Here is an 18202-nt window from a genome sequence, read left to right on the forward strand (position 1 = left end):
GCCTGTTGAGAACGGCTGCTCGTTAACGTGCAGCCGTTCTCATTTGAATAAAGGTACTTTAGATATTATAATTTACCGGCGACTCGAGCTGATGAAAAAAAATTGGTCAGCCAACCGACAATAATTAATGTGCTAATAAGGATGGCTGGGAAAAAATGGGCAAAATGCTGAGAATTTTCAAACAGCCATTGCATTTTCGGTTCGCTCATAATCATTTCCGATGCAGTATAGCCAAGAACTCCGCCACCGGCATAGATCAAGATCGGGAAGTGCTCTAAAGCGATGAGAATCAGCTTACTCCCCCATACAATGATGGGAACAGAGAAGATAAGGCCGATTGCAATATAGCCGATATGGCCCTTTGAAGCACCAGCTATGGCAAGCATGTTGTCAAAACCCATGACGACGTCTGCGAATACAATGGTTTGGACAGCAGCAAACATGGACGTGCCTGCACGAACATTATGTTTTTCTTCTTTATTTGTCATCAGGCGAACGGCAATGACAATTAAGAAAATGCCTCCTGCAAGCATCAGAAACGGAATGTTGAGTAAAGACACAACGATCGCCGTCAGGCAGATCCGCACAATGACGGCAAGCCCGGTACCGAGAAAAATGGCTTCGTTCCGCTGCTTTTCTGCGAGTCGGCGGCAAGCAAGTGCAATAACGACCGCGTTGTCTCCGCCCAAAATAATATCTATAAAAATTATTTTTAGAATGAAAAACAGGGTATTGAGATCAAAAGACATGCGTTGATAGCTCCTTTCCTCTGCCTCCGTTCAAACTTATGCGGACTTGTCCCGAATCATTCCGCTAATCTGTTTGACAGACATTTGCCGTTCTATTGTTTTCTTTGCATAAATAATTTACACGATCAATAAAATGAAACAATTAAACTTATTTTGCTTGCTGAGAAGGCAAGTGCGGAATGTTTGGAATAAGGATTACTTTTTATTTCAATAGTGAACGTTTTATCATACAATAGAGGTACAGGATAGATATTGTCCATTGGCGGTTGGTCACTCCCATAACTAGTGATGAAGAAGGGAGAGATAGCGTTGAAAATCGAGCGAATTAACGAAAACACACTGAAATTCTACATCAGTTATTTGGATATTGAAGACCTTGGCTTTGACCGTGAGGAAATTTGGTATAATCGTGATCGCAGTGAAGAGCTCTTTTGGCAAATGATGGATGAGGCACATAGTCAAGAATCGTTCTCACTTGAAGGGCCGCTTTGGATTCAGGTTCAAGCGCTTGAGAAGGGCATGGAGATTATTGTAACTCGTGCTCAAATTTCGAAGGACGGTGCGAATCTCCAGTTGCCGATCTCAGAAAATAAGCATTTGGATATTCCAATTAATGATCACGAGGACCAGGACCCAGATCAATCGGACATGTCCGAAGATGATACTATGAAGGACGGCGAAGAACAGGACGATGAAACTGAGGAAGATTCACAGCCGATTTCTTTCATTATCGAATTCGATGATCTTGAGAACTTGATTTCGCTGAGCCATGCTTTTGAGACGCATGAGAATATGGATACCGTATTATATGCGTACAAAGGTTATTATTATTTAAACATCACATTCGATGATGAATTAACGGATGATTGTCAAGATGATGCCTTAAGCAAAATGCTCGAATTTGGTCTTGACACAAGTATGACGCATTATGTTCTTATGGAATATGGTAAGGAATTAATATCAGACCATGCCTTACAGACAATAAAATCTCATTTTCCTTTACTTTCATAAGTCTACTAAGCACCTACAAGAGATGATCTGAAAAGCTTGCCGATTGGCAAGCTTTTTGTTTTTTCCAGAGAGGCTGTTGAACTGCCTGTTTGTATGAGGATTGTGCGGGGATTTTCTTACACATGAGAAGGAATGACAGTCTACACTGTCGAAATCATAAAAATAGAAGGAACAGGTGGTGATTTTGTGCTCATCGCATCAACGAAAAATGCTGAACGAATTTCACTGATTGCCCGAGTATGGCCTCGTGAAACGCTGCTGCAGATGGGGAAAATCCATGGGTTTTATTGCCCTGTTTGCCAAGCACCGGTGCATCTGAAAACGGGCACAAAACGATGTTGGCATTTTGCACATCAGCCACATCATGCGTGTTTTGTCGACAGTGAACCGGAAACGTCCGCACATTTGTCAGGTAAAGAAGATCTTTTTCATTGGTGTGACGATGCGGGTCGATCGCCGCAATTGGAACATTACCTGCCCGAGCTCAGGCAGAGACCGGATTTATATTTGCCGGGAATTGAACCTGCTGTAATTGAGTATCAATGCAGCATGATCCCTGAAGAGGTGTTTGCCTCGCGTTCAATGGGATACCTCGATGCATATATCACACCGATATGGGTCATCGGCATTAATCACTATCATCGACAATGGGAGAGGATTCGTCTATCTGGTTTTACCTCCATGGCAATCCGCCAATCAAGGGTCTCTCCCGAAACACATCCGTTTTCTTCTCGTTACTATGTTTGGTTTTATGATCCGTCTACAAAGGTTATCCGCTGCGTTCATGGCCTTTCTCCACTTTCGAAGACACATTTTATTTCCCAGGAAAAGAGCGTTACGCTCTCAGTATGCAAACCTTATCAGTTAATTTCTCCGCCGCAGAAATTTTCACCAGCCCAATTTAAGCGTTATTGGCTGGAAATGAAAAAGAGAAAGCGGCAGGCAATCCCCTATCATATGACGCGCGAAGAATACATGCTGCGTGCTCAAACTTATCAATTAAACCATTATTTCGCTTGTTATCCCGCCTTTGTAGGTCTGCCGCATCATTCATTTATCCATCTTATGAATCCGCCTCTGTTATGGCAAATGTGGGTATATCTTTTTATGGGTGTTATTGAACCGAAACGCTATGTTATGCCCCGACAAATTATTGAGAAAGCTGTACAGAGGGGGATGGGGTCGCTGTATGAACTTCGGCACCTTCCGCTTTGTCCATTGAAAACTGCAAATCAACTTGTCAGAATTTATTTGGAGCAGCTGATTCGGTTGGGGATTGCTGAGAAAATGGATGATCGTTATCGGCTTGTCTATTTGCCCCCAAAAGATCTGGTGATTTCTCGATTACTGGAGGATGATCGTCGTGTTCTGGAGCGATTAGAAGAGACGCTTCTTTCAAATCCAATTAAAGAATAAGCTAAATTTTGCGTAAATGATAAAAAAGAAGTACGATATGGTTGATACATTTTTTGGAAAAGCAATGACATTGGAGGTGCCGCAATGGCTGGTGAAAAGACAACTGCGCTCCCAAAACGAGAGGATATTCCGGTTCAGGAAACATGGGATCTCGAGGCGATTTTTCCTGATGCGGATGCGTGGGAACGTGCGTTTCAAAAGGTTAAGGATTTGATCGCTGAAGCGGAACAGTTTAAAGGGAAAATAGGAGATTCTGCCGAAACATTATTTGCGTTGCTTAAGAAACAGGATGAACTGACGGAACTTTTATATAAGGTCTACGTCTATGCACACATGAAATCAGATGAAAATACGGCAAATGCGACTTTTCAAGCGCTTAATGACCGCGCCGGCAATCTTGCTGCGGTAGCAGGAAGCAAATTAGCTTTTGCTGTTCCTGAAATTTTAGCTATTGATCCGAAAACGCTGAACAGTTTTATTGACAGCAGTAAGGATCTGCAACTCTACCGCCATGCACTTGATGAAATCATTCGGACGCGTCCTCATGTGCTGGATAGTGAAAAAGAAGCACTTCTTGCGGCGGCTGAAGAGGTTACCGACGCTTCATCAACAACGTTCGGCATGCTAAACAATGCGGATTTGAAGTTCCCAACGATTAAGGGTGAGGACGGAGAAGACGTTGAAATTACACACGGGCGTTATGGCACACTCATGGAAAGTGAAAATAGGCAAGTGCGCAAAGATACATTCGAAGGCATTTATAAAACGTACGGTGCATTCAAGAATACTCTAGCTTCGACATTGAGCGGTCAAATCAAGCGCGATACGTTCTATGCAAATGTGCGTCATTATAAGTCGGCACGCGAAGCGGCTTTGTTTGGTAATGATATTCCGGAAACGGTTTATGACAATTTAATTAAAACCATTCATGACAACCTGCCGTTGATGCACCGATATGTGGCGCTGCGTAAAAAGGCGCTCAATGTTGATGAACTTCACATGTATGATCTTTATGCACCGCTCGTCCCGAATGCGAAGATCAAAGTTACTTATGATGAAGCGAAGGAAATTGTAATTAAAGCACTGGCACCGCTTGGCGAAGATTATTTGAATGTTATTCTGGATGGTTTTAAAAAGCGTTGGATTGATGTGCGTGAAACACAGAACAAGCGGAGCGGCGGTTATTCTGGCGGCAGCTATGGCACCATGCCTTACATTTTGTTGAACTGGCAGGATAATGTCGACAGCATGTTCACATTGGCACACGAGCTTGGACATTCGATGCACAGCTATTATTCCCGTACATGTCAGCCGTACCCTTATTCAGACTACTCAATCTTTGTTGCAGAAGTTGCTTCTACATGCAATGAAGCGCTGTTGAACCACTATCTGCTTAAAAATACGGATGATAAGAAGAGAAAACTGTATCTGTTGAACAATCAATTGGAGGGCTTTAAAGGAACGGTCTTCAGGCAGACGATGTTTGCAGAATTTGAGCACATCATTCATGAGAAGGCGCGTGCCGGAGAGGCGTTGACTGCAGATCTTTTGACGGAAACGTATTACAACCTGAATAAGACTTATTTTGGAACGGATATTGTCGTAGATGAAAAAATTGGTCTTGAATGGGCGCGTATTCCGCATTTCTATTACAATTACTATGTTTATCAATATGCAACAGGATTCAGCGCCGCTTCAGCTCTTTCTTCGCAAATTCTGCAGGAAGGCGCGCCGGCTGTTGAGCGCTACAAAAACTATCTGAAATCGGGAAGCTCTGATTCACCGATTGAAGTGCTTAAAAAAGCAGGCGTTGATATGACGGATCCTAAACCGGTACAACAGGCAATGGATGTCTTTGCCAAAGTTCTGGATGAAACTGAACACCTGCTGTTTAGTTGAAAAAAATACTGTTTAAAAAACGACAAGGACTGAGGATTAAATTCTCAGTCCTTGTCGTTTTCATTCATTGCTGCGCCGATGCCGTGTCACGAAGCACATCATGAAGAAAATAATTGTGAAGAGCATCGCCCCGGAAAGCAGCAGGGACTCTAAATGCAGCAATCCAAGCAGGAAATGATAAAAACAAAAAAACGTAACGGCGGTCAGAAGACAGAAAACAAAAAGTTTCATGGCATTCATCCTCTGCAGTTTCTCTAAAAACAAGCCTATGAATGTCTCGGAGTAAACATTCATCTAGAAGGTAAGAAAAGATGCTAGAGCTTGAGATAGCTGCGCACTCGTTCGTAAATCCAATCCATGGCTACACTTTTTTGATAGACGAATTCAAATAGGCGGCCCCGTACATAGACCTCATAATTGAACCAGCCGCGCTTAGTCATGCGGATGTGATTGTTGAAAATATCTTGCTTATTTCTTCGCAGATCCAGTGTTACGTGAGCAATTATGGCATCCAATAGTTCCAAATAAAGCGGTTTGAATTTAGTGTCCGCATGGACAATAGCTGTTCGATCACGTTCAAATGCCATTTTAATGAGCGGAAGCAGCATATATTCGGCGGCAATTTTCATTTCTTTTTCAGTCATTTCCGAGGCGGGCAGAAATCCTCCATGATCATTCATTTGAAATGCCCCCCGATTTTATTCGCACGTGCGCGCAACTGGCTGGACGACATAAGTGAGGTGCCATGAAAGATGGCCGTCTTTCCATATTTTTGATAAATTGTGTCGATTGCAGCACTTAATTTTGTTTTTTCTTCAATATGAGCGAAGAGATCGAGCTGATAGCTGCTTGATACTGGCTGAAGATCACTAAGGGTGACTGCAGCGGCTCGTACCGGAAGGCAGTCCCAGCTTTCTGTAAAAAGCCGATTAACCGCATGATAAATATCCATGCCAAAATTTGTCGCGAAGGGCAGCTTGATCTGGCGATGAAAACCGGTATGGCGCTCAAAAGTTCCGGAAATGCCAACGGAGACAACAAGCCCCATATAGTGTTTCACACGGGCTCGATAAGCGACCTCTTCACTCAATTCAAGAAGGATCACACGAATATCGCGCATTTCCGGGTAGTCGAAGGGCAGGGTCATGTGGTGCCCGATCGCTTTTTGTTCTGTAAAGGTGCTCATGGAGACGGGAGCACTGTCCAAGCCGTGTGAGGTTCGCCATAACAGCTCTCCGTTCACACCCCAACGCTTGCGCAGTAAAGCGAGCGGAAAACGGGCGAGATGACCGATTTGGCGAATTCCCATTCCAATGAAGTGCTGCTCCATTCGATGGCCAACGCCAAACAATTCACCAATGGGCAGGGGCCAGAGGTATTTTTTTATATTCTCAGCATTTAACTCAAAAATTCCTGCTTTGTTCTTTTTGCCATAATGATCACAAGCCATCTTGGCCATTACTTTATTGGGTCCGATTCCAATGCGGGCATAGACACCAAAGCGTTCCTGCATGCATCGTTGAATCTTCCGTGCAATGGTTGAGGGTGAACCAAAGAGCGGCAAGCTTTCGCTGACGTCAATAAACTGTTCATCAATCGAATAAGGCTCAACCAGATCGGTAAACTGTCTAAGAAATCGTGTCACGGCTGTAGATACATCAATGTAATGCTGCATGCGTGGCAGACGGATAACCGCCTGCGGACACTTAATTAACGCTTGACCAAGCGGCTCGGCCGTCAGTACGCCGAAATGCTTGGCAATCGGGCAAGCGGCAAGGACGATGCCGCTTCGCTGCCTCGGGTCACCTGCAACGATCAGAGGCTTGTTTCTGAATTCCGGGAAATCAGCCTTTTCAACAGAAGCGTAGAACGTTTGCATATCGATCAGGAAGATCACTCGATCCATGTGCGACACCTCAATTAATTGGATATGGATTTATTATACACGAACAAACGTTCTTTTAACACTGGAAATAAAAACATGTGTTCGTTATAATAGAGTTATGGAATGATTTAAGACAATGAAAAAGCCCTGCTCCTTTTTTAGGAGCAAGGCAATTATGGTTCTTGCAACATTCAAACGATCAAATGATACGGTCATTACGAATGACCGATATAGGACCAATATTCACCGCTTTTCAGAGAAACCGGTTCGATAATTTGCTGGAGCTGCAATTTGCGCAGTTCCTTTAATGCCTCTTCTTCCGTTAAGTCATAGATTACGACGACTTCCTGAGTGGTCAGAAAGCATTGTTGTTGAAAATAGTCTTTGAGCGAGATATTTGGCGCCGGGATCGGCTGCTCGCCCAGGAGTTCGGTCAAAATCTGTACATAGACGGAGTAAGGGTAATGTCCGTTTACCTTAATGGCTTCAGAGTCATTGCATGGTGCTGAGAAAACCAAGGTCGGAAGTTCGGTGATTGCCAATTCATTTGCTAATCGGCGATCACACTGAAAAGCCTTAATCGGACGACAGGAATGATAGTCATTGGAAAATTCCTGTTCATTCAGTCCGGCAAGGCGAGCGACACCCAGCAGCTCTTCAAATTTATTCAAGCCCTGTCTTCTGAGAAAAATCTGCTCACGTACGCGGCGAAGAAAAATTTGCCCGGCCGCACCTCCTTGGAATTCGGCCGCCTTAATCGCATAAGCGATCGAATAAGGAGAAGGCGGATTTTCCAGCCACACATCACTGTCGCAGCACATGCCGGTCAGGCGGGCATATTTGTCCCATTCCTCAGCAATTCTTTTTGCACGAGTGAATTGACAGCGATTTACCGTGTCATGCTTTGTCGTTAACAAGACGCGAAATGTAAAATAGTCATGGTATTGAAAAATAAATTTTTTAAGTAAAGGTTCAAAACCCCAGCATTCAGGGCAAAGCGGATCAATGAATGTTAAAATTTCGACTCGCTGGAAGGTTCGTTTCCTGCCGGTTCTTAATGTACACGACTCGTTTCCCGGTGTTCCCTCACATATAGACCCTTCCTCAAAACGTGTCATGGGATCCCACCTCTGGAAGAAATTTTAAATAGGGCGGCCTCAGAAATGGCCCCTGATTCAGATGGACTGTGCCGATAGCCGGATTGATCCATCTCATCATATCTTTATCCATTATTGATAAAGTCAACCTGCCTTTATTATATTCTTTTCAGTTTCATTCATTGAATGGTGGAAGCACAACTTTATGATTCCATCGTCCTGAAACTTTCTATATTGTAACAAGTTCCGATCATTGAGGGCAACTAATCGGCACTCAAGCTGTTTTTTGCGGCATAAATAAATGTTTGAAAAATGTGTTTAGTTTAACAAGTGAAAGTGTTGGGAAAATGTTGCCAGAGGTTGAATCCGCAAATGAAGGTGCTATAATTTGAGACCCGGGGAACTAAGAAAAAATAAAGTGAATGAAGGAAGAACGATATGTTACCTGCTTTTTCCATTGGCGAATTAATCAAAAAATCATGTATTTCAGTTTGTGCCGCTTTTTTATGTGCGCTCAGCATGAATCTTTTTCTTGTGCCGGCTCATGTCTATGCGGCAGGAATAAACGGTGCTGCCCAATTGATTTCAGATATCCTGTTTGATGGGTTGAACCTTCATCTTTCGATCGGTTTGCTGATTCTCGTTTTAAATTTGCCAATTGCCGTACTTGGATGGTATAAGGTCGGAAAGAGTTTTACCTTATTTAGTTTCATTACAGTTATGCTGACCTCATTATTTTTAACTGTTCTGCCGGTGCATCCGCTGTCTTCAGACATTCTGCTCAATTCTATATTTGGCGGAATGATCTCTGCGATCGGTGTTGGAATTGCCTTGAAATACGGTATTTCAACGGGCGGTTTGGATATCATTGCCATTTTTTTAACGCGGCGTAATCGTAATGCATCATCAGGTAAATATTTTTTGATTTTGAACGGTATTATTATTGTGATTGCCGGTGCGGTGTACGAATGGCAGTACGCACTTTATACGTTAATTTCACGTTTTGTAAATAGTTATGTGATTGATATGATTCACACAAAATATCAGAAATTGACGGTTATGACGATCACGGATCAGTCGGATCGGCTGGTTGAAGCAATCCAGGATCAATTTGACCGAGGAATGACGGTGATTCCGTCATACGGAGGGTTTACCGGCACCAAAAAGAGTACGTTAATGATGGTCATCAGTCATTATGAATTGTATAAAATGGAGCGGTTGATTAAGAGCATTGACCCGAATGCGTTTACAAATATTCTTGAAACAAATAAAATTATCGGTACGTTCCACACGGAAGAACAGCAGCGGGCAATTCAGGCCATGAAGCATGGAGAACACACCTTAAAGGTGGAGCAGACGCTGGGCTCCCAAGATTATGAACGGTTTCAGAAGTTATTCGGCACGTCGATTGTCAAGTAATTGTTTCATGGAAAAGATAAATTGAAAGAAATGGCATGAAAAAAGAGGGACGTTCACCTGAGCGCCCCTCTTTTTTCATTCTCGATAGTGGGTAAAGACAAAACGTTTGAAGTGGGTGGCAGCAGGAGACAGGGCACGGTCTTCATACCATGAGAGCCCGATCTGTCTTGAGCAGCTTGGCCACTTTACATGCAACTTGGCCACTTTACTGTCGTCGATGTCTTTTTGGTCGGGAAGCAAGGCGACGCCAAGTCCCGCCGCAACCAAACCGGCAAGTGTGGTCACTTCTTCGCCTTCAAATGTGATGTTTGGTGTGAAATTAGCTTTTCGGCAAAGCTTATCGGCAATCTTGCGCAGCTCATAGCCTTCTTTAAGCGCAATCATCGGTTCGGATTGGATTTCATCCAAGACGATGGATTCTCTGCGCGCGAGCGGATGGGTGCTCGGAAGCATCAGAAAAAGCTCTTCGTCCCAAAGCTTTTCCCATTGAATATGGGGATCATCGAAGGCATGATGCACAAGGCACAGATCAATTTCCCCCGATTGAAGCTGTTTGAGTAGTGATACATTATTGTTTTGATAAAGCTTGATTCGTGTATTGGCATGTTCTTTTTGAAAGGCACGAAGAATATTTGGAATCATGTTTACGCCGAGCGTGTGCAGAAATCCTAGGGAAACCTCACCGTATTCAGGATCAAGCAGGGATTGAATTTCCTTTTTCGTATCATCAATCTCTTTTAAGATCCGATTGACATGCTTTAAGAACACCTTGCCATACTGATTTAAGATAATACTTCTTCCTTGCCGTTCGAAAAGAGAAATGCCCAGTTCTTCTTCAAGGCGTGCAATCGACCTGCTGAGCGCGGGCTGTGAGATTGACAGAGCCTCCGCTGCCTGCGTCATATGCTGCAGCTGGGCGACCTTTTGAAAATATTCAATCTGTTGCCACTCCATAAATGATCACTCCTAAAAAGGGTGGAGAATGATAGCGAAAAAACGCTTCTCTACAGTCACTTTGTGATTAAAATGCCGTCATAAAACAGCATACGTGCTGAAGGTGTATCCTATATATTAACATAGTTATAGTGAAAAATCCCGATAATAAGGCATTTTATTGAATTGCATTACTCCGAAGAATATAACTCATAAAATAGGCAGCTGCAATGTATGTGTGCTTTGACGGGGGATCGGGTGCTCCGGTTCTAAATCCTTATGCATGAATATCATTCACATAATTTATTAGACAACGAATAGGGATTGTCATAGTATGGATGTTACAAAGAGAAACAGAGAGGATGGAATTTTCCATGGATTATATTTCACCGGAAAGTAAAGCCTTTAAAAAGACATTAGTGGCTTTGTTTCTGGGAAGCTTTATCATGTTCGCTGATCTTTATTGCACGCAGCCTGTCATTGCTGTTGTTGCCGCTCAATTTCATGTGCAGCCGGCTATGGCAAGCTTGACCTTGTCGGCGGCGACCGGCGCACTGGCTATTTTTCTATTATTTGTTTCATTTACCTCAGGCATGTATGATCGAAAGAAAGTGATGGTGCTGGCGCTTGTTTCTTCGGCGTTTCTATCCATTATTGTCGGCTTCATCCAATACTTGCCGCTTTTGATTGCCGTTCGTTTTATACAAGGTGCGCTGCTTGCCGGTTACCCGTCTATTGCGATGGCCTATATCAATGAAGAATTTGACAAAAAAGTGCTTGGCTATGTGATCGGCATCTATGTCAGCGGCAATAGCCTTGGCGGTTTGGCTGGTCGGCTGATCGTTGGAACACTCAGTGACACGTTTTCCTGGAATATGGCGATCGCCATTTTAGGATTGGTGAATCTTGTGATGGGTGCCTTATTCATCATGCTGTTACCGAAGTCCAAGCATTTTGATGCGAAACGCGGGTCGATTAAAAGAACGACTGCAGGTTTCCTTGAAAATATTGAATCACCGGCACTTGTTTTCCTCTATTTAATTGGGTTCATTCTGATGGGGAGCTTTGTGACGGTATATAATTATTTTGGTATTCCGCTTATGGAAGAACCGTATAATTTAAGTCAGACTGTGGTTGGATTTGTCTTTATCATTTTTCTTGTCGGTACATTCAGTTCGACATGGATGGGCAAGCTTTCCGATCACACCAGTCGTTCCGGAGTGATTGCACTGTGCATCATTTTGATGACTTGCGGTCTGCTGATTACGATGTCATCATTCCTAGTGCTGAAAATTTTCGGTTTGGCCATGTTTACCTTTGGTTTCTTTGGCGGACATTCGGTTGCGAGCAGCTGGGTCGGCATTTTGGCGAACAGGCGTGAGAAAGCACAATCTTCATCACTTTACCTGTTGTTCTATTATGTTGGTTCAAGCGTTATCGGACCTGTTGGTGGATTATTTCTCGAATCGTATGGCTGGGGTGGGGTCGTCACCTCGATATCTATGCTTTGTCTGATCGGCATTTTGTTATGTTACTATGTACGCAGATTGGTAACACATGGTGAATGTCATCGTTTCCGTCTCCATCACCCAAGCCATCATCATCAAAAAGTTACGGGACAGCACATTTGACTAAAATGATTATGAAGTAAACCGATGTTCAATCCGAAAGGAATGAGCATCGGTTTTTTCTATTAACGTTATGCTCCTGTAATAGGCCGCCTTCGCTATTGCTTGGCTTCACCAAGTTTTCTTTATACTCGTTAGGATGGTAAAAGGGATAAAGGATTAGAGGAAACAAGTATAAGGGCAACTAGGGTTCAGCCTTCGCTATTGCTTGGCTTCACCAAGTTTTCTTTATACTCGTTAGGATGGTAAAAGGGATAAAGGATTAGAGGAAACAAGTATAAGGGCAACTAGGGTTCAGCCTTCGGTAGGAGTAAAATATTTGTAGGCAGAAAAATAGCCTTGATTTCCAGTTTATGGCAATCGCCGTTAACTGGAAATCAAGGACACCAAGCGGTAGCGCGGTAGGGAGTAGAAGCGATTTCTATGGAAAAGAGGGTGACTCCTTGGTAGAATCAAAGTTGACAACAACGATTCGGAAGGAGCACCCTCATGAAACAGAATACCACAGCGTACATGAATTTAAAACAACTGGAACAACTTATCTGGCGACAGGTACAGGAAACCTTTGCTCAAGTGATGAAAAAACTCTTGGAGGAAATGGATCAACAGATTGCCGACGAACGGGATAAAAAACAGTACCGGTTTGTGAGTAGACGTCGGCTTCAAATCACCAGCCTTTTCGGTGAACTCACGGTCGAACGCGCGTACTATCGCGACCGAACCAAGAATGAATATGTCTATCTCTTGGATCGATATTTGGACTTTGAAAATCCCGGCCATCTCAGCCCGATGGTTGAAGAAGCAGCGATTGAATTGGCGATTCAGGGCCCATCCTATCGCAAGGCAGCCCGGGCTCTGGAGACGTTTCTTGGCTACTCGGTCATCAGTCATGAAGCGATTAGGCGACATCTACTTGAGACGAAACCGATCCCGAAACCACAGGAAACGATCCATCATCAAGTTCTTTTTATTGAGGTCGACGGTTTGTTTGTCAAGCATCAGGGAAAAGGCGTGCGAGGCAAGGAGGAACGCGTGGCCAAGATCCATCAAGGATGGGAAAAAAACGGGAAGCGGATCCAACTGAAAGAGAAGCGTCATTTTATCCACCGAGGGAAGCAGCCATTTTGGGAAGCGCTCGAGGATTTCTTGACAGAGACCTATGATTACGACCCCACCGTGCACAAGCTAGTCATTAACGGAGACGGAGCCAGTTGGATAACGGCTTGTCGCGACTATTTCCGAGATCGCGCCTTCTTTTGTATCGACCGCTTCCACGTGATTCGGGACATTCGCCGTCTGTTTTTCGGACATCCTCGGTACAAAAACATTCGAAAAGCCTTGCGCGCCTGGGATGGCACAGCGGTGGTGACTGAACTCAATAGTGCGGTTGGCACTCTTGAAAGCGAAACACAGGAAGAACGGCTGGAGGCACTCATCCAGCAACTTGAGAACTATCCGGAAGCATTAGGCGATTATCGAAAATGGCTGGAAACATTCGCGATTAACACGGACGGGATGCGGACGATGGGCAGTGCGGAAGCGACGATGAGCCAATTGGCCAAACGCATGAAAAATGGGCGCAGTTGGGTCGAGAAAGGGAAACAGGCGATGATGAACGGCCTGGCTGCCCAGATGGATCACATGGGTCTCCAAACGCTGTTTGGTCGAATGGACCGTTGGAATGAAGTCAAGCAGGACGAGACAAAACCGCCGAAACACTACGTGGAGAAAGTCACGCATACCGTGGGTGAATGGGCACGAGGCAACCTACAGTATCTGCAAGGTAAGTCGGGCATTCCGATGCACCGGGCACTGAAGGCGATGAAAGGTTTTTAAAAGACAACAAAGATTCAACAAGGACAACCCCTAAAACAGTGAATACGCTTACTTACCTAGTCATAAAAATTTCTGCCTACAATTGCTTGACTCAACCCAGCCTTCGCTCTCGCTTGGCTTCACCAAGTTTTCTTTATATAATAGTTGAGATGTGGAAAAACGAGGAAGAAAGAGAAGAAAGATTTAAAAAAGGGGTGTTTTGCAGTGACGGTTTTTGAAGATTATAAATACGAACGACCGGATGTCGCTAAATACGAAGAAGCATTCAGTAAAGCATTTGACGCATTTAAAAATGCTGAGACGCTTGATAAAGCGGAACATTCTGCTGAAGAAATCAATCGCATGCGTACGCATTTGGACACAATGTTTCGACTTGTTGAAATCAGGCATACGATCAACACGGAGGATCCTTTCTATAAAGATGAGAATGATTTTGCCGATGAAACGATGCCGATATTTGAAGGGAAAACGACCGAGTTCTACAAATTGCTCCTCGCCTCTCCGTTTCGTGCGGAGCTGGAGAAGAAATGGGGCAGACAGCTTTTCGCACTTGCCGAAGCACAGCTCAAATCCTTTTCACCTGAAGTGATTCCGCTGATGCAGCAAGAAAATAAGTGGGCATCAAAGTATACTAAATTAATTGCTGCCGCGAAAATTCCGTTTCAAGGCAAGGAATGTACGCTGGCTCAGCTGGCACCATTCCAGCAATCTCCTGATCGTGAAGTGAGAAGTGCGGCGCTTAAAGCATATTTCGGCTACTTTACTGATCATGAACAAGAGTTTGACGAAATTTATGATCAATTGGTGAAAATCAGGACAGAAATGGCACATAAACTTGGATTTAAGAACTATGCTGATCTCAGCTATTATCGAATGGCTCGTATTGGCTACGACCGCGATATGGTCAAAAATTATCGTGAGCAGATTCGCAAATATGTGGTTCCTGCCGCGAACCGTCTCTATGAACGTCAACGCAGACGCATCAATGTTGATGAATTAAAATTTTACGATGTGCCGTTCCAATTCACGACTGGTAATGCAGCTCCGAAGGGAGACGCCGAATGGATCATTGATAACGGAAAGAAGATGTATTCAGAGTTGTCGGCGGAAACAGGTGAATTTTACCAGTTTATGCTTGATCATCATTTAATGGATCTGCTGGCAACTAAAGGTAAAGCCGGCGGCGGATATTGCGAATATATTTTTGACTATGAATCACCATTCATTTTTTCTAACTTTAACGGCACAGCAGGCGATATAGATGTCTTGACACACGAGGCTGGTCATGCATTTCAGGTTTATTCAACACATACTGAAATTCCTGAATATCGCTGGCCAACTTTTGAGGGTGCAGAAATCCATTCGATGAGCATGGAATTTTTTACATGGCCGTGGATGAATCTGTTCTTTAAAGAAGATGCTGATAAACGCAGATTCTCACATTTGAGCGATGCGCTCTTATTTCTGCCTTACGGCGTGAGTGTTGATGAATTTCAGCACGTCGTTTATGAACATCCGGAAATGACCCCGGCGGAACGCAAGCAGGCATGGAAGGCTATTGAGAAAAAGTACTTGCCATACCGTGATTATGACGGCATTGAATTCCTTGAGAGCGGCGGATTTTGGCAGCGTCAGGGACATATCTATGAATCACCGTTCTATTATATCGACTATACATTGGCTCAAGTATGTGCATTTGAGTTCTGGAAGAAGTCGCAGGAAGATTATGATGCTGCATGGAAAGATTATTTAAATCTGTGCAAGCAGGGCGGAAGCAGATCGTTCCTGGAATTAGTTAAGACTGCCGGTCTGGAATCACCGTTTAAAGAAGGCTGTGTCGAATCAGTTGTTCATGCCGTGACTGATTGGCTGGATCAAGTTGATGACAGCAGTTTTTAATGCTAATGGATGTGCATTGAATAGAAAAAGTTCCCGTATCCAAAAGATGCGGGAACTTTTTTTGAAAAAATTAAAAGAGGCCTTGCAAACCCCACATGATAATCGCGGCAACGGGAACTAGCACCCAAACGTTCGATCCCATCAATGGTCGCTGTTTATCTGCTTCAAGAACTTTAACCTTTTTTTCAAGAGCATCAACTTTGGCCTCAAGAGCTTTCAGCTTTTCTTCATCCATAAGAAGGTACCGCCTTTCATACGTTAGCCGTTTGGATTTTGCTCATAATTTTTTTCACGTAAGCTTGTGTTTCGGCAAATGGAGGGATTCCGCCGTATTTTTCTACATTACCTGATCCTGCGTTGTAAGCAGCCAAGGCAAGCGAATAATTTCCGTTAAAACGATCAAGCAGTTTGCGCAGATATTTAGTTCCGCCTTCAATATTTTGGACAGGATCAAAAGCATTAGTGACTCCCAGTCCTGTTGCTGTTCCGGGCATCAGCTGCATGAGTCCTTGCGCGCCAGCCGCACTGGCAGCATTCGGATTGCCGCCGGACTCAGCGTCAATAACGGATCGAATCAGGTTGGCATCAACAGAGTACTTCTTGCTCATTGCCTGAATGATTTCATTATAATCTGATGTGCCGCCGGTGGTGGAAGATGGGTTCTTCATCGACAATGGCGAGACAGAGGAAGAGAACTGCTGCCACAGCAACTGATCGGATGCTGTACTTGAATCCGTGGCAAGTGACGGATCAGAAGTCATTGCTGCTGGGCTTAAAAGATTAGTGTTCAAACTGCTCAATCCGTTGCTGCCCGATGTACTTGTGCTGTCCATATTCATCATTAATGAAAGCAATGTGCCGAACAAATTTGAGCTTTGAGTATTCATTTGTACGGACGAGGTACTGGATTGATCAGAGAAAATCTGATTGCCGGACATGACCGACATGGATAGAAGTTGGGCAAGTGTGTTTGTGTCAGTAGACATTGCCGGTTCAGCTCCTTTTTTCCTGTGTCGCTTGAAAAAGACGAATCATTTTACTTTTTGATGCCCTGCGGGGTATTGAGTGTTCAAGAAGCAATGTATTGAAGATGTCCGATCCTGAACCTTGATCTGCCGCTTCATATTCTAACTCGTAATCATTATGATCTAAGTATAAGCTGTGATCCAGAAACAATTTACCGGATTGGTAGGGGAATTGACAGCGTTTCGTTGTCAATTCGCCAATGAGCACAAGCTGATCTGCATCCACGCCTACTTTTGTGATCGCTTGTTCGATTTCACCGGGAGGAACGATCCCAAGCTGGATCATGGATCGGCTTTCTTCATCATCAAGCTCTTGATGAGTCTCAAGAATAACGCCGTTATGCGGTTGTTTTAATGTAAAGTCATGCTGTTTTCCGACTTCTCGGATACGCAGGACCGTTTTTTTATTCATCAAAGCGAAGGTGGGGGTGTCAAAATAATAATTTACTTGTTTGAAAAACGAGGTTGTTTTCAGTCCAAATACCGTACAAAGTTTGGAAAATTCATCACCTGTCAACATATTCTTATATTCAATTTCCAATTCCTGAGCCATTTGTCTTACGCCCCGCCCTCATCTATGGTGCTAAAGCAGATACTCGTAACTTCCTCTAAATTATGACATAATGGGTGTGAAGAAACAACAGACCGAAGTAAATTTTCAGGTGGACGAGCAGCATTAATGACGACACGTTGTTCTTGTCTTTGACCAGATGGAGTGATTGGAATGGAGTGGGATATATTCCTTGCGCCCTACAAGCAAGCAGTAGATGAACTTAAAGTTAAATTGCGCGGCTATCGTGATCTTTATGAGGTGACCTCGGAAAATTCACCGATTGAATTTGTTACAGGCAGAGTAAAACCGATACCGAGTATTATGGAGAAAGCGCGACGAAAAGGGATGCCGCTGGCTCAGTTGAATACACAAATGCAGGATCTTGCCGGGATACGTGTCATGTGCCAATTTGTGGATGATATACACCGGGTTGTACGACTGATTCGTGGCCGCACGGATTTAGTGGTGGTCGAAGAACGTGATTATATCAATGAGAAGAAAAAAAGCGGTTACCGTTCTTATCATGTTGTTGTTCAGTATCCTGTGCAGACAGTGAGCGGTGAGAAGAAGATCTTGGTTGAAATTCAGGTACGCACGCTGGCAATGAATTTTTGGGCGACGATTGAGCATTCATTGAACTATAAATATAATGGGAAAATACCGATTGATGTAAAAAAAAGGCTGCTCAGTGCCGCTGAGGCTGCCTTTCGTCTAGATGAGGAAATGTCCCAAATTAGAGATGAAATTCGTGTAGCCCAGCTGCGTTTTCTTCAGAAAAACGCTGATGAAGAAAAATAAGCCTTAGAGCAGGACGTAGATCCGCAATGAATAAGTTGGAAGAAGGTTATGGCG

Annotated in this window: 17 protein-coding genes; 8 read left to right on the forward strand and 9 right to left on the reverse strand. The window is 43.8% G+C overall.

Annotated elements, in window-relative coordinates:
* Window positions 1-65: 65 nt before the first annotated feature.
* Complete coding sequence (locus AC6F33_RS06425) at window positions 66-749, reverse strand: TerC family protein (RefSeq protein WP_255749758.1); 684 nt, start codon at window positions 747-749, stop codon at window positions 66-68.
* Between the two features lie 309 nt (window positions 750-1058).
* Here AC6F33_RS06425 and mecA point away from each other — a divergent pair, with 309 nt between their 5' ends.
* From mecA to pepF, 3 genes are all read left to right on the forward strand, one after another.
* Window positions 1059-1760: an adaptor protein MecA gene (gene mecA / locus AC6F33_RS06430; protein WP_255749757.1), complete on the forward strand. Its 702-nt coding sequence runs from the start codon at window positions 1059-1061 to the stop codon at window positions 1758-1760.
* A 132-nt stretch (window positions 1761-1892) separates the two neighbouring features.
* Entirely contained in the window at window positions 1893-3176 is a 1284-nt protein-coding gene (locus AC6F33_RS06435; RefSeq protein ID WP_255749756.1) for a competence protein CoiA, read from the forward strand.
* An 84-nt stretch (window positions 3177-3260) separates the two neighbouring features.
* The gene (gene pepF, locus AC6F33_RS06440; protein WP_500777985.1) at window positions 3261-5075 is read left to right on the forward strand and encodes an oligoendopeptidase F; all 1815 of its coding nucleotides are present in this window, start codon (window positions 3261-3263) and stop codon (window positions 5073-5075) included.
* A gap of 60 nt (window positions 5076-5135) precedes the next feature.
* Here pepF and AC6F33_RS06445 read toward each other — a convergent pair whose 3' ends face one another.
* From AC6F33_RS06445 to AC6F33_RS06460, 4 genes are all read right to left on the reverse strand, one after another.
* Window positions 5136-5306 (reverse strand): hypothetical protein, encoded by a 171-nt coding sequence (locus tag AC6F33_RS06445; protein WP_255749754.1) that lies wholly within the window; start codon window positions 5304-5306, stop codon window positions 5136-5138.
* Window positions 5307-5389: 83 nt separating this feature from the next.
* Window positions 5390-5755 carry a YhjD family protein gene (locus AC6F33_RS06450; RefSeq protein WP_480947501.1) on the reverse strand — a complete coding sequence of 122 codons (366 nt, stop codon included), beginning with the start codon at window positions 5753-5755 and terminating at the stop codon, window positions 5390-5392.
* Entirely contained in the window at window positions 5752-6981 is a 1230-nt protein-coding gene (locus AC6F33_RS06455) for a DNA polymerase IV (protein WP_255749752.1), read from the reverse strand. Before AC6F33_RS06455 ends, AC6F33_RS06450 begins: the two co-directional genes overlap by 4 nt.
* A gap of 194 nt (window positions 6982-7175) precedes the next feature.
* A complete protein-coding gene (locus AC6F33_RS06460; protein ID WP_255749751.1) occupies window positions 7176-8078 on the reverse strand; it encodes a DsbA family protein in 903 nt (300 codons plus the stop codon).
* A gap of 417 nt (window positions 8079-8495) precedes the next feature.
* On the opposite strand from AC6F33_RS06460, the gene AC6F33_RS06465 reads away from it, so the two are divergent.
* Window positions 8496-9476, forward strand: a complete 981-nt coding sequence (locus AC6F33_RS06465) for a YitT family protein (RefSeq protein ID WP_480947500.1) — start codon at window positions 8496-8498, stop codon at window positions 9474-9476.
* A gap of 75 nt (window positions 9477-9551) precedes the next feature.
* Here the strand turns inward: AC6F33_RS06465 and AC6F33_RS06470 are convergent, their stop codons facing one another.
* Window positions 9552-10430: a LysR family transcriptional regulator gene (locus tag AC6F33_RS06470; protein ID WP_500777986.1), complete on the reverse strand. Its 879-nt coding sequence runs from the start codon at window positions 10428-10430 to the stop codon at window positions 9552-9554.
* 353 nt (window positions 10431-10783) lie between these two features.
* Here AC6F33_RS06470 and AC6F33_RS06475 point away from each other — a divergent pair, with 353 nt between their 5' ends.
* From AC6F33_RS06475 to AC6F33_RS06485, 3 genes are all read left to right on the forward strand, one after another.
* The gene (locus AC6F33_RS06475; protein WP_255749748.1) at window positions 10784-12040 is read left to right on the forward strand and encodes an MFS transporter; all 1257 of its coding nucleotides are present in this window, start codon (window positions 10784-10786) and stop codon (window positions 12038-12040) included.
* Between the two features lie 486 nt (window positions 12041-12526).
* On the forward strand, window positions 12527-13873 hold the full coding sequence (locus tag AC6F33_RS06480; RefSeq protein WP_255749778.1) for an ISLre2 family transposase: 1347 nt from the start codon (window positions 12527-12529) through the stop codon (window positions 13871-13873).
* A gap of 204 nt (window positions 13874-14077) precedes the next feature.
* Window positions 14078-15772 carry a M3 family oligoendopeptidase gene (locus AC6F33_RS06485; protein WP_480947497.1) on the forward strand — a complete coding sequence of 565 codons (1695 nt, stop codon included), beginning with the start codon at window positions 14078-14080 and terminating at the stop codon, window positions 15770-15772.
* A gap of 70 nt (window positions 15773-15842) precedes the next feature.
* Here AC6F33_RS06485 and AC6F33_RS06490 read toward each other — a convergent pair whose 3' ends face one another.
* The 3 genes from AC6F33_RS06490 to AC6F33_RS06500 are packed head-to-tail and all read right to left on the reverse strand — an operon-like array spanning window position 15843 to window position 17350.
* The gene (locus tag AC6F33_RS06490) at window positions 15843-16007 is read right to left on the reverse strand and encodes a hypothetical protein (RefSeq protein WP_480947496.1); all 165 of its coding nucleotides are present in this window, start codon (window positions 16005-16007) and stop codon (window positions 15843-15845) included.
* A gap of 16 nt (window positions 16008-16023) precedes the next feature.
* The gene (locus tag AC6F33_RS06495) at window positions 16024-16758 is read right to left on the reverse strand and encodes a lytic transglycosylase domain-containing protein (RefSeq protein WP_500777987.1); all 735 of its coding nucleotides are present in this window, start codon (window positions 16756-16758) and stop codon (window positions 16024-16026) included.
* A gap of 7 nt (window positions 16759-16765) precedes the next feature.
* Window positions 16766-17350 (reverse strand): CYTH domain-containing protein, encoded by a 585-nt coding sequence (locus AC6F33_RS06500; protein WP_255749639.1) that lies wholly within the window; start codon window positions 17348-17350, stop codon window positions 16766-16768.
* A gap of 171 nt (window positions 17351-17521) precedes the next feature.
* On the opposite strand from AC6F33_RS06500, the gene yjbM reads away from it, so the two are divergent.
* A complete protein-coding gene (yjbM, locus tag AC6F33_RS06505; protein ID WP_304654946.1) occupies window positions 17522-18148 on the forward strand; it encodes a GTP diphosphokinase in 627 nt (208 codons plus the stop codon).
* The last annotated feature ends 54 nt before the right edge of the window (window positions 18149-18202 follow it).

The organism is Sporolactobacillus sp. BBK16-2 (genome assembly GCF_059878335.1).